12 protein-coding genes are annotated in these 13457 nt (G+C 41.3%); all 12 read left to right on the forward strand.

Annotated elements, in window-relative coordinates; translation table 11 throughout:
• Positions 1–181: 181 nt before the first annotated feature.
• The 12 genes from DWY31_RS12385 to DWY31_RS12440 all read left to right on the forward strand — a co-directional run bounded on the left by DWY31_RS12385 (position 182) and on the right by DWY31_RS12440 (position 13421).
• Positions 182–1663: a sugar ABC transporter ATP-binding protein gene (locus tag DWY31_RS12385; RefSeq protein ID WP_330411938.1), complete on the forward strand. Its 1482-nt coding sequence runs from the start codon at positions 182–184 to the stop codon at positions 1661–1663.
• 20 nt (positions 1664–1683) lie between these two features.
• Positions 1684–2685 carry an ABC transporter permease gene (locus tag DWY31_RS12390; RefSeq protein WP_117538499.1) on the forward strand — a complete coding sequence of 334 codons (1002 nt, stop codon included), beginning with the start codon at positions 1684–1686 and terminating at the stop codon, positions 2683–2685.
• A 58-nt stretch (positions 2686–2743) separates the two neighbouring features.
• On the forward strand, positions 2744–3736 hold the full coding sequence (locus tag DWY31_RS12395) for a sugar ABC transporter substrate-binding protein (protein WP_117538500.1): 993 nt from the start codon (positions 2744–2746) through the stop codon (positions 3734–3736).
• Positions 3737–3910: 174 nt separating this feature from the next.
• On the forward strand, positions 3911–4951 hold the full coding sequence (locus DWY31_RS12400; RefSeq protein ID WP_117538501.1) for an NAD(P)-dependent alcohol dehydrogenase: 1041 nt from the start codon (positions 3911–3913) through the stop codon (positions 4949–4951).
• Between the two features lie 207 nt (positions 4952–5158).
• Entirely contained in the window at positions 5159–5929 is a 771-nt protein-coding gene (locus tag DWY31_RS12405) for a GolD/DthD family dehydrogenase (RefSeq protein ID WP_021860286.1), read from the forward strand.
• Between the two features lie 118 nt (positions 5930–6047).
• Complete coding sequence (locus DWY31_RS12410) at positions 6048–6890, forward strand: transketolase (RefSeq protein WP_118520763.1); 843 nt, start codon at positions 6048–6050, stop codon at positions 6888–6890.
• A 2-nt stretch (positions 6891–6892) separates the two neighbouring features.
• Positions 6893–7837 carry a transketolase family protein gene (locus DWY31_RS12415; protein WP_117538503.1) on the forward strand — a complete coding sequence of 315 codons (945 nt, stop codon included), beginning with the start codon at positions 6893–6895 and terminating at the stop codon, positions 7835–7837.
• Between the two features lie 51 nt (positions 7838–7888).
• Complete coding sequence (locus DWY31_RS12420) at positions 7889–8938, forward strand: zinc-dependent alcohol dehydrogenase family protein (protein ID WP_117538504.1); 1050 nt, start codon at positions 7889–7891, stop codon at positions 8936–8938.
• A 147-nt stretch (positions 8939–9085) separates the two neighbouring features.
• The gene (locus DWY31_RS12425) at positions 9086–10633 is read left to right on the forward strand and encodes a sedoheptulokinase (protein ID WP_118520765.1); all 1548 of its coding nucleotides are present in this window, start codon (positions 9086–9088) and stop codon (positions 10631–10633) included.
• A gap of 232 nt (positions 10634–10865) precedes the next feature.
• Complete coding sequence (locus DWY31_RS12430) at positions 10866–11306, forward strand: RpiB/LacA/LacB family sugar-phosphate isomerase (protein WP_021860281.1); 441 nt, start codon at positions 10866–10868, stop codon at positions 11304–11306.
• Positions 11307–11457: 151 nt separating this feature from the next.
• Positions 11458–11949, forward strand: a complete 492-nt coding sequence (locus DWY31_RS12435; RefSeq protein WP_118520767.1) for an RNA polymerase sigma factor — start codon at positions 11458–11460, stop codon at positions 11947–11949.
• The gene (locus DWY31_RS12440; protein ID WP_118520769.1) at positions 11946–13421 is read left to right on the forward strand and encodes a hypothetical protein; all 1476 of its coding nucleotides are present in this window, start codon (positions 11946–11948) and stop codon (positions 13419–13421) included. The genes DWY31_RS12435 and DWY31_RS12440 overlap by 4 nt, the downstream gene beginning before the upstream one ends.
• Positions 13422–13457: the final 36 nt, after the last annotated feature.

The following is a 13457-nucleotide window of genomic DNA, read 5'->3' on the forward strand; positions in this document are numbered from 1 at the left end:
GATAGGTAGTAGTATTGAGTACATAGAAAGCGTATTGCATAAATAAATTGATATAAACGTGAACGGAATTATGAAAAATGTATAATCCAAAACATATACAATCATAAACGGTCACAAACAAACACAAAAGTAACATCAAAACAACATGCAAGAGCGAAATATTTAAGGGAGGGAATGGAAAGTGGAGAACATCAAAATGCGTGTCAGTGGAATTAACAAGTCGTTTCCGGGTGTTAAAGCTCTGGACAATGTTAATTTCGCCGTTAGAAAAGGAACGGTTCACGCTCTTTGTGGAGAGAACGGTGCCGGTAAGTCAACATTGATGAAAATCATTAACGGAATTTACAAAGCAGATTCCGGACAGATCTTTCTTGATGAGAAACCGGTAACAATTAAAGATCCGATTCAGGCGAGAGATTATGGTATCGCAATGATCGCACAGGAACTGAACTATGTACCGGAAATGTCAATCGAAGAGAACTTGTTCTTAGGACGCCTTCCGGTGACTAAATTTGGCAATGTTGATTGGAAGAGAGTTCGTAGAGAGACGATTGAATTTCTGAGACAGGAGAATCTTCCATATAAACCGGATCAGAAATTAAAAACATTAACAGTATCTGACATTCAGATGCTTGAGATCATCAAAGCAATTTCCAACAACGCTCAGATCGTAATCATGGATGAGCCTACATCAGCAATCACAAACCGTGAGGTTGAGGTGTTGTTCGGCAAGATCGCAGAGCTGAAAAAGAAAGGCGTAAGTATTATTTACATTTCTCATAAGATGGAAGAAGTATTCCGTATTGCGGATGACATCACAGTTCTTCGAGACGGTAAGACAGTTGAGACACATCCGGCATCAGAGATCGATCTTGACAAAGTCATTGCACTGATGGTTGGACGTAAGATGGACAATGTTTATCCGAAAGAAGAAGTTGAAATTGGTGAGCCGATCCTTGAAATAGAAGGACTTGGAAGCAAAGGTGTATTTAAAGATATTAACTTTAAAGCTAACAAAGGTGAGATCGTAGGATTTGCCGGACTGATGGGTGCAGGACGTACCGAAACAATGAGAGCAATCTTCGGACTGGATCCTTATGATGAAGGAAAGATCAAAGTTCACGGCAAAGAAGTTACTATTAAGAAGGTAAGCGACAGTATCGCACAGAAAGTCGTAATGCTTTCCGAAGACAGAAGACGTTATGGTATCATCCCGATCCGAAGCGTTATGGAAAATGCAAGCATTTCCAGTCTGGACAAGATTATCTATGGCGGAAGATGGCATCCGAAGGTAGAAAAAGAACTGGTAAGCAAATATTTTGAAAAGATGCATGTTAAAACACCATCTCTTGAAACTGCAATTCAGGGACTGAGTGGTGGTAACCAGCAGAAAGTACTTCTGGCTAAATGGATGTTAAGAGATCCGGATGTATTGATTCTGGATGAGCCTACCAGAGGTATCGACGTCGGAGCTAAATTCGAGATCTACAGACTGATGACAGACCTGGTTAAAGAAGGAAAGACAGTTATTATGGTTTCCTCTGAACTGCCAGAGCTGATCGGAATGTGCGACAGAATTTACATAATGAACAAAGGTAGAATCACTGGTTGTCTGAGCAAGGATGAGTTCTCACAAGAGACAATCATGAGATATGCAATGTAATTAGCGGAGGGATTGAGAAAATGAAAAATTCAAAAGCGAGAGATTTTATACACAAGTTTTCGATCTATATCATCCTGGTGGCAATGTTCATCATCTGTGCGATCGTAAATGACAACTTTTTATCTGCACGTAACTTAATCAACGTTGCCCGCCAGCTTTCAGTTGGAACAATCCTGGCATACGGTGAAATGTTACTGGTAATCGCAGGACTGATCGACTTGTCTGTTGGTTCTGTACTGGCACTCGCTGGTGTGCTTTCAATCGCAGCATACCAGTCAACCGGATCACTGTTAGTTGGTTTCCTTGTAGCAATCGCAGTTGGTGTTGCATGTAACTTCATCAACGCAATCCTGGTTACACACTTTGATGTACCGGCATTCATTGCTACACTGGCTATGCAGATGTCAGCCAGAGGTGCGGCACTTCGTTTCACAAACGGACAGAACTTACTTCAGTTAAAAGATTACACAGTATTTGGACAGGGTAACTTAGGACCGATTCCGATGCCTGTAGTATTCATGATCATTATTACAATTATTACATGGTATATTATGACACATACAAGATTCGGTCGTTCTCTTTACGCTATCGGTGGTAATGAAGGAGCAGCAATCGCATCTGGTATCAATGTTAAGAGGAACAAATACATCATCTACATCATCAATGGTATCTTTGCAGGTATCGCAGGTGTGCTCTTTATGTCTCGTGTAAATGCAGGTCTTCCGAACGGAGCTGTAGGATATGAGATGGAAGGTTTGACAGCTACTATCGTCGGTGGTACTAGTTTCTCAGGTGGTGTTGGTACAACAATGGGAACTCTTGCCGGTGGATTTATCATCGGTTTCCTGAACAACATCATGAACCTGATGGGTGTAGACTCTTATGTACAGCAGATCGTTAAAGGTATCATCATCGCACTCGCCGTAGTTGCAGATATCAGATCTAAGAATAAGAAGACACAGAAAGTTATCCTTGCAGCAGATGACAATGATGACAAGAAAGAAAAAGCAGCAGCCAAATAATGAATGCACAAGTTGCAGAACTTTTACAATATAAACCAAATAAGGAGGATTTCAATCTATGAAAAAGAAAGTAATCAGCGCTATCCTTTGCGCAGCAATGGTATCTACAATGGCAGTAGGATGTAGCTCATCCGACAGCAAAAAAGACTCTAAGAGTGACAAAAAAGACGGCTACAAAGTAGCTTATATCGCAAGAGCTCAGGAAGACTCTTTCGCAGCTTGGTTAGCTGACGAGATGAGAGCAGCATTCAAGAAAACAGGGGACATGTCATTAGAGGTATTCGATGGAGAAGCTAACGACGAGAAAGAGAACTCTATCATTGAGAACTGTATCGCAAACGGATATGACGGAATTATTGTTCAGGCTAACAATGGAGAAGCTCAGCTCCCATACATTCAGCAGATCGTAGAAGCTGACATCCCATGTATCACAACAAACCCACGTGTTGAGTGTGAAGGAACAGGATCTGTAGATGCTGATCCATACGAGCAGGCAAAAGTAAACTGTGAACTGGCTCTTAAGAAGATCCCGAAAAACGCTAAAGTTGTAGTTCTTCAGGGACCTGCAGGAAACTTCCACAGCACAAAGAGAAGAGAAGCATGGAAGAAAGAATTCTTCGACAAGAGATCTGATGTTAAGATCTTAGCAGAAGATATCGCTAACTGGAACAAAGACGAAGCTATGCAGCTCATGGAAGACTGGGTACAGGCTTATGGAAAGATTGACGCTGTTATCTCTATGAACGACAACATGGCAGCTGGAGCAATCGAAGCAGTTAAAGATAACGCTAAATACAAAAACATGCAGGCATATGGTGTAGACGGAACTGCAGAGGCTTGCTTACTTATCAAAGAAGGTAAGATGACATCTACAGGACTTCAGTCAGCTATCGACCTTGCTAAGATGAATACAGAAGCTATGCATGATGTATTAACAGGTAAGAAGAAAGTTACTGACATCAACGACAACGTTCCTGCACCACTTATCACATCTGACAATGTTGACGAATACATCCAGATGTACAAAGACAACGGACAGATTAAAGAATAATTTGAACGTATGAAAAATTAATCACAGAATTAGATTAATGACTTAATCAATGTCAGTGAGAAAAAGTATATTGTAAGAGTAGACATAACTGGCAGGTCAAATATCGGCTTGCCAGTTATTATTTTCAAAAAATAGTTCGAGAAATTTTTAACAGATTGAAAGGAGATACGTGAAATGAAAAACAGAGGAGCATTTATGACAGACCTGGATAAAATGGAAATCCGTGATATTCCAATGCCAACACCGAAAGAGAAAGAAGTTCTGGTTGAACTGGAATATGTAGGAATCTGTGGTTCTGATGTACATTATTTCCATGATGGAAGATGCGGAAGCTATGTAGTAGATGGAGACTTCATGCTTGGACATGAGTGTGCCGGAACAGTTGTAGAACTTGGAGAAGGTGTAGAGAACCTGAAAGTCGGAGACAGAGTAGCTCTGGAGCCGGGAATCACATGCGGACAGTGTGAATTCTGTAAATCAGGACGTTACAACCTTTGCCCGGATGTACAGTTCCTTGCAACACCACCGGTACAGGGATGCTATGAGAACTACATCGCATTCCCGGAGAACATGTGCTTCAAACTTCCGGACAACATCAGCACAAAAGAAGGTGCACTTGTTGAGCCATTATCAGTAGGTATGCACGCAGCTAACCAGGGAAATGTACAGCTTGGAGACTCTGTAGTAATTCTTGGAGCAGGTTGTATCGGACTTGTAACATTACTTGCTTGTAAAGCACACGGTGCTACAGATATCACAGTTGTTGACGTAATTCCAAAACGTCTGGACTATGCTATGAAATTAGGAGCTACACGTGTGATCAACGGAAAAGAAGTAGATGCTATCGAAGAAGTTAAGAAGATCACAAACGGAGCCGGTGTTGACAAAGTTATGGAAACAGCAGGATCTCCATTTACAATCAAAGAGACTCCATTCATGGTTAAGAGAGGCGGAACAATCGTATTAGTTGGTATTTCTGCTCAGGAAACGGTTGAATTTAACTTTGCTCAGATCATGGACAAAGAGCCGGAAATCAAATCTGTATTCCGTTACAGAAACATCTACCCACAGGCAATCGCAGCTATCTCTGATGGCCTGATCGATGTATCCGGAATCGTTACACATGAATTTGATTTCGATAACATTCAGGAAGCATTTGACTGTGCAATCAATAACAAGGACGATGTAGTAAAAGCTGTAATTAAGATCAAATAATGTAATACCAAGGTAAAAAGGTCGGTCGCCACGTGAGCTAGATCATATGTGGCGGACAGACCTTGGGACCTGTCCCACTATTCGCATAAAAGTGGGATATTAATCCCACGATATGCGAATAGTGGGTAGGATTGCGGGAGTGCAACGCACGTAGCAATCCGTGGGTATTATAAAAAACAGATTAACACAGCAAAATGGAGGTTTATGATGGTAGACTATAGAAATTTTAATGAAGATTTCAGTCTGGAAGGCAAGACAGCAATTGTAACTGGTGCAGCTAGTGGTATCGGATATGAGATTGCAAAAATGTATGCAAGAAAAGGCGCTAACGTAGTAAGCTTTGACATGAACAAGGCAGATGACCTTGACGATTACATGAAGGAGCAGGGCGTAGGCTATCTCGCATATGTTGGAAACATTACAAAAACTGCAGATATTGATGACTGTGTGGCAAAGACAGTTGAGACATTCGGAAGACTGGATATTCTTGTAAACTGCGCAGGAATCGGTGTTGTACAGAGTGTTCTGGATCATGAGGAAGATCTCTGGGATAAGACACTTAGCATCAACCTGACAGGAACAGTAAGATTTGGACGTGCTGCTGCAAAAGTTATGAAAGAACAGGGCGGCGGAAAGATCATCAACATGGGTTCCCAGGCAGGAGTTGTTGCACTTGACGGACATCTGACCTACGGATGTTGTAAAGCTGCTGTAATCTATGCTACAAAACAGTTCGCTATGGAACTGGCACAGTACAACATTAATGTAAATGCAATCTCTCCAACAATTATCCTGACTCCGATGGGAGAAGAAAACTGGAATAATGAACGTGGAGTAGAATTTAAAAAGAAAATTCCGGCACATAGATTTGGTTATCCGGAAGAAGTGGCAGCATGCGCAGTATTCCTTGCAAGTGACGCATCCAGCCTCGTAAACGGAGCAAATCTTGTGATCGATGGTGGATTTACCATCTGCTAAACAAGAGTAATTACTCAAATATTTTATTTCAATGATGCTTTCGCCGTGCAGTCGTTAGCCCCGCTGCATGGCGATATAGCTAAAAAAGCTAAGAAAACAATGACGGAGGTCTAAAACAATGGAAGAAAAAAGAGTGCAGGAGCTGGCTGCGAAGGCAGTAAATGTCCGCAGAACAGCATTAGAAGCAATCGAAGCCGCTCATTCAGGACACGTAGGTGGATCCTTTTCAGTGGCAGATATTTTGACAGTTTTATATTGGGAAAAAATGAACATCAACCCGGAGCAGCCTAAAGATCCCGACAGAGACAGATTTGTACTGTCAAAAGGTCATTGTACACCGACTATGTACGCGACATTGGCACTTCGTGGATTCTTCCCGGTAGAAGATCTGAAAACATTCAGAAATGTAGACAGTTATCTCTCCGGACACGTAGAGATGACAAAGGTACCTGGTGTAGATATGTCAGCAGGTTCCCTTGGACAGGGCTTATCCGCAGCAATCGGAATGGCTCTGTGCGGAAAAGTGGATAAGAAAGATTATCGTGTATATGCAGCATTAGGAGATGGCGAGATTCAGGAAGGACAGATCTGGGAGGCAGCTATGGCAGCCGGAAATTACGGACTGGACAACCTGACCGTATTCGTAGATAACAACAATCTGCAGATTGACGGAACCATTGAAGAAGTAATGTCACCATATCCGATTGAAGATAAATTCAAAGCCTTCAAGTGGAATGTACTTACAATCGACGGACACGATTATGCACAGATTGCAGATGCAATTGACAAAGCAAAAGAGACAAAAGGTGCTCCGACGGTTATCGTAGCAAAGACTGTAAAAGGAAAAGGTGTTTCCTTCATGGAAAACAATGTAAAATTCCATGGAAGCACACCGACACCGGAACAGTTTGAACAGGCATTCAAAGAATTAGATGCACAGGCTGCATCATTGGAGGTGTAATTATGGGAGAAGTAATAGCAACAAGAGAAGCCTATGGAAGAGCTCTGTGTGAATTCGGAGCAGATGAGAACATCATGGTATTTGATGCGGATCTTACAATTTGTACAATGTCCTGCTATTTTGCACAGAAGTATCCGGAGAGATTCTTCAACGCAGGTATCGCAGAGTGTAACATGGCAGGTATGGCAGCAGGAGCAGCATCCTGCGGAAAGACAGCATTTATCCATACATTTGCAATGTTTGCAGCAGGAAGAATTTACGATCAGGTAAGAAACTCCATTGCATATCCGGGACTTAATGTAAAAGTTGTCGGAACACATGCAGGACTTTCTGTAGGAGAAGATGGAGCAACTCATCAGTGTATCGAAGACTTAAGTCTGATGCGCACCATCCCGGGAATGACAGTTATCTGTCCATGTGATGCAAATGAGACAAGAGAAGTTGTAAAAGCAATGATCGATTATGACGGACCGTGCTATTTAAGACTGGGACGTTCCGGAGTTGAAAATATAACTGACTCTATTCCGGGATATAAATTTGAACTTGGCAAGGGTGCACAGTTAAAGGACGGAGATGATGTAACAATCATCGCAACAGGTCTGATGGTTCAGGAAGCATTAAAAGCAGCAGATCTTCTCGCAGCAGAAGGAATCAAAGCCCGTGTGATCGACCTGCATACGATCAAACCGATTGACAAAGACATTATCATCAAAGCAGCCAAAGAAACGGGTGCAATTGTAACAACAGAAGAGCACAATGTTATCGGCGGACTTGGCGCAGCAGTAGCAGAAGTCGTTACAGAAAGCTGCCCGGTACCGGTTGTGAAACATGGTGTAGAAGATGTATTCGGACATTCCGGAACTGCAGAAGCACTGATGGTAAAATATGGTTTAACACCGGAGAAGATTGTAGAAAAAGCAAAACAGGCAATCGCCTTAAAAAAATAAACTACAAACAATAATTCAATCGACAAAGGCGACAGCAAAGGAGAAGTTACTATGGACATGATGAAAGCAAACGTATATGACAAACCAGGTCATTGCGAAGTAAAACAGGTTCCGGTACCGGAGATCGGACCACATCAGGTACTGATCAAAGTTATGTCTTGCGGTATTTGTAAAGGCGCAGACGTAGCACTTGCAGCAGGTGGATTCCTTGCAGAGTTCCCACTGTTAAACGGACATGAATTTGCCGGATATGTATACAAAGTCGGTGAGCATGTAGACACATTTAAAGTTGGAGACAGAGTAACAGCAGATAACACAGTACTGTGTGGAGACTGCTACTACTGCAGAAAAGACGAGCCATTATATTGCAAAAATTTCTACTCACTGGGATGCAACGGCCCTGGAGGATTCGCTGAGTATGTAGCAGTGAATGCAGATAAAGTATTCCCGATCAGCGATAACTTGTCTTTCAACGAGGCAATTTTCGCAGAACCGACTGCATGTGCGGTACATTCCATGGACCGTATCCAGGTGAAATTCGGTGATGACGTTCTTGTATATGGATGCGGACCGACAGGAATCATCATGACACAGCTGCTGATGCACTCTAACGCAAATCGTGTTGTAGTATGCGGACCAAGCCAGGACAAACTGGATATCCTGAAGAAATATGGATGTAAAGAGACAATCCTTATGGATCGTAACGATCCAAGCAAACACGAAGCTAAATTAAGAGAAATCGCTCCGGAAGGATTTGATATTCTTGTTGATACAACTGCAAATGTAGATGTAATGGAAAGCATGATCAAATTCGGAAAAATGGGTGCAAAATTCATGATGTTTGCAATGCCGCACGCAGGTGCAAAATGGGCAATTGATCCAGAGTACTGGTATCTCCACGAGATCCAGCTGATCCCGACATGGGCACAGACACACTGCTTCGGGCGTGCACTGGAATATCTTGAGGCTGGAAAAGTACAGGTAAAAGAACTTGTTACACATGAAATGCCACTGGATGATTACGATAAAGGAATTGCGCTGGCTGCCAAGGGAGGTCCGGGCACACTGAAAGTCATCCTTCATCCAAACTACGAAGAATAATAACGGAAAATAAACAGTTAGTGTAGAATTTACAGATTGAATATAAGATTTTCATATGCGCTCCGACAGGTTACTATCGGGGCGCATGCTATATAAAAATTCAGAAGATAATCGTCAGATCGGTTTGGAAAAAGGGAAGGCAGGAAGATGAAAGCAATAGGATTAGATATCGGAACAACAACCGTATGTGGAGTGCTTGTAGACGCGAAGACAGGAGAACTTTTGGATGCGAAGACGCTTACCAATGACTCTGTGATAGAGAGTGTACATACATACGAACGCACACAGGATGCAGGTAAAATTCTTGTGAAATGCAAAAATATATTAGAAGAGTATCTTTCCGAACAGGAAGATATTGTGAGCATTGGCGTAACCGGACAGATGCACGGAATTGTCTATGTAGATGAAAATGGCGTGGCAGTCAGTCCGCTGTATACATGGCAGGACGGCAGAGGAGATTTAGTATGTGCTGATATCCAGAAGAAACAACCAGTAGTGGATTCTGAGGGCATGGGAAATACAGATACTGAAAGCAAAGTGGCAGACAATTCAGAGATGGGTGATTCTGGAAATATAGATAGCGGAAACAAAGTGGCAGACAACGCAGAGACTGGCGAATCAGGAAATGTTTGTATGACATATGCCGCTGAGTTATCTAAAATAACCGGCTATCACATGGCATCCGGATTTGGACTGACAACCAATTATTACAATACAAAACACGGACTTGTACCGGAAGAAGCAAAGTCATTTTGCACGATCCCGGATTATGTTGCAATGTCTCTGGCAGGTGAGAAGAGACCGAAGATGCATCAGACAATGGCGGCAAGTCTCGGACTTTACAATATGGAAGCCGGAGATTTCGACCGCACGTCGGTAGAAAAAGCCGGTATGAACCCGGAATTACTTCCGGAAGTAGCAACAACAAGCACGATATGCGGGGCTTATACAGCAGATATGGAGAAATATCCGGCATATGCGGGGAAAACAATCCCGGTCGCAGTTGCATTTGGAGATAACCAGGCAAGTTTCTTAGGTTCTGTCAATCAGGACTGCAAAGTATTGTTAAATGTAGGAACCGGCGGACAGGTATCTGTTTACAGCGAAGAGTTGATAAAAGCAGATGGAATCGAGTGCCGCCCATATTTGAAAGGTTCCTATCTGATGGCAGGCTCTTCTTTGTGTGGTGGATATTCCTACAATCTTGTGAAACGATTTTTTGAGGAAATCTATGCACTGGCAGGCGTAGGCTGCCCGAAAGATATTTACAGTATCATGAACCGGATCGCAGGAGAAGCTGCAGAAAAAGAGAAAACATTGACAGTCGATACAAGATTCAATGGAAGTCGTGAGAATCCGGCACTGACCGGAAGTATTACCGGGCTGACAGTAGATACCTTCCATCCGGGAGATCTGGCGTACGGTGTACTTCGAGGACTGTGCGAAGAGCTGTATCAGTTTTATAATGTACTGCCGGAGAAGCTGAAAGATGGCAGTCACTTTGTTGGAAGCGGAAATGGAATTCGCAAAAACCCACTGTTGCAGAAGATTGCAAGCGATCGTTTCCGGATGAAACTTCGTATCCCGAAATACGCAGAAGAAGCGGCATATGGAGCAGTGTTATTTTCCCTGCTTGCAAGCGGCGAGCGTGAAACTCTGGAAGATGTGCAGAGGCTGATACGGTATGAAGCGTAGAAAGCTGCAGAAGATTGTATTTGATGAGTGGATATATAAAAGACTCTTAGCAATACGTAGGAGGAAATGATGTTAAGAGGGCTCTTTTTAATAGATTTGTAAAAATATTTGGTAAAGATTGCTGAAAATGGAAAGAATTTCGAAACGAAAGTAAACGAAAGTAGACAAAAACAATCGATAATGCTAGAATAATTTTATAAGAAATTTACGTATTATATAGGAGGAATGAACCATGAAAATTGCAATCGGATGCGATCCAAACGCACAGGCAGCAAAAGAGGAAGTTATCAAGTATATCGAATCTAAAGGATACGGAGAAGTTACAGACTTCGGAAGCGAAGACCCGATTTACGCACATACAGCAGTTAAAGTTGCAGAAGCAGTTGCAGCAAAAGAATATGATCGTGGTATTCTGATCTGCGGAACAGGTATTGGAGTATCTATCGCAGCTAATAAAGTTAAAGGTGCATATGCAGCACTGATCTCTGATGTATATTCAGCACAGAGAGCAAGACTGAGCAACGATGCTAATATCGCTTGTATGGGAGCTTTCACAACAGGAAATAAAGTAAGAGAACTTCTTGTAGATGCATTCCTTGGCAACGAATTCGTACCGGGATGCTCATCACAGCCGAAGGTAGACGCATTCGTTAAATACGATAACGAGAGATAATAAAAAATAAGACAGACACCGCTTATGGAAAACCATAGGCGGTTTTTTTACAGCTTCTTTTATATATGAGAAGCCAAAACTATATAATTTTTGGATATTCCGTCCCTCTTATTCGTATATAAAGTGAAAACAAAAAGGAGGTGGAAAGATATTGGAATGGACAAAAGACAAATTCTATCGTATGTATGAAGAATATAATGGCATGGTGTATCGGTTGTGTATGTTGTACCTGAAAAATGAGAGTGATGCAGGGGATGCGGTTCAGGATATATTTTTGAAAATGTGGGAGAAGGAGCCGGAATTTGCAAATGAAGTACACATTCGTGCGTGGCTTCTTCGTACAACAAAACATACATGTCTGGATATATTAAAGAGTGGTTGGTTTAAAAGAAGAGCAGATCGCGAGCCGGATTTGCAACAAATTCCACAGGAACAAAAAGAAGAATATTGCTTGTTGGAAAAGGTTCAAAAGCTTCCGGAAAAGTATAGGGAAGTATTGTATTTTTATTACTATGAAGAATATTCAGTAAAGGAAATCAGTGCTATGACCGGAATAAAAGAAAGCACGATACAATCCAGATTATCAGCAGCAAGAAAACAGTTAAAAATGATGTTAGAAACGAGAAAGGAGGAAGAAATATGAAGTATGGGCAGATGAATAAGAATCAGATAAAAAAAGCATTTTTGCTGTTAGAGCCTTCAGCGCAGGTGCAGGAAGATATATGGAATAAAATAGAAAAACAGATAGATGAACCAACAGTGGGACGGATGATAAAATCGGAAAATAGGAAAAGAACAAAGGAAAAAGGATATTACAGGAAGTTTTTTCTAAAAGCGGCAGCATTTTTGGTGCTTGCAGTCGGAATTTTAGGAGCCATTGACAGTATGAATGGTGGAAAAATGATGGAGGTTCTTGCAAATTTCTGGAAAGTGGATAAAGACAGTCAACATGTAGTGCAGAAGATGACGGACTATCATGTGAAAGTAGATACTGCTTACGCACCGGAACTTCTGGAAGATACGAAAGAAAGAATTATTTTTGCAGGGACATTTGGCGTCGTTATTTATGATCAGGAGAGAGGACAGGTAGAAGGGACGATAGATCTTGATAAAATTCAAAGTAATTTCTTCGGTACAGAGACATTAAAGACAAGATTTATTGTTGATGGAGATAATTTGTATATTTACAATTGCCAAGAAGGGAAGCCATATGGAAAATATTATCGCTATGATCTTGGTATGTGTAAGGGAAATTTAAAGAAGAAGGAAATTTCTTCGCTGTCGCCGGTCGAGACAAAAAAAGTTACAGAAAATCTGGAAAAACAAAGAAAGAAATCACAAAGATATAAAACAACCTGGGAGCAATTTTCAAATGCAGAAAAAATATTTGAAGGAAAGATTTACAGTGAAAAATGTTTGAGAACGAAAGTAAAAAATGGGGGAATCCAGAACTCTTGCCTGGTATTGAAAAAGAATGCCGGTACATCAAAGTATCAGATGTATATATATCGACAAAACCAGAACACGAAAAAGATAACAAAAGATAAACTTTCTGTTTTTGCTACGGAACCGGATGCAGAAGAGAAAAACTATCCAAAATATTATGCAGCGGATAAAAATTCAGTGAAACAGGCATTAATTAATTGCTTTTATGAAAATCCAAAAGTATATGCAGGAAGTGTATATTATGGAAAGAATATAGAATCTACATTGCCTGAAAAGCAATATGAATTGGTGCTTCCGATTATTCAAATTACAGGTATAAAAAAGCAGGGTGATACGGTTAAAATAATTGGTACATTTTACTGGTATGGCTTTGTGACTTCAGGTAAGACATTATACGAGTCAGATGCGGATGGAAACAGAGCGGTTGCATATCTAAAAGAAACAAAAGATGGCTATAAAGTGGAGAAAATTATCTGTCCAAGAGGTGGAGGCTATTACCGGAAAGACTTGGAACAAATATATGGAAAAGATGATGTGGCAGTTCAAAAGACATTGGACATGGATGTCGAGAGTGGTGTAGTTGAAACATTAAAAGAATATGTGAAACAAAATCAGCAGAAATTTGTATATTATAAAGCGTTTGGACGGGATCCGCAAAATCTGAAATAAGACGGATGGGGTTGCCGAACGAATGATATATTCATT

The organism is Dorea sp. AF24-7LB (assembly GCF_003478575.1).
Classification (GTDB): Bacteria; Bacillota; Clostridia; order Lachnospirales; family Lachnospiraceae; genus Dorea_D; species Dorea_D hominis.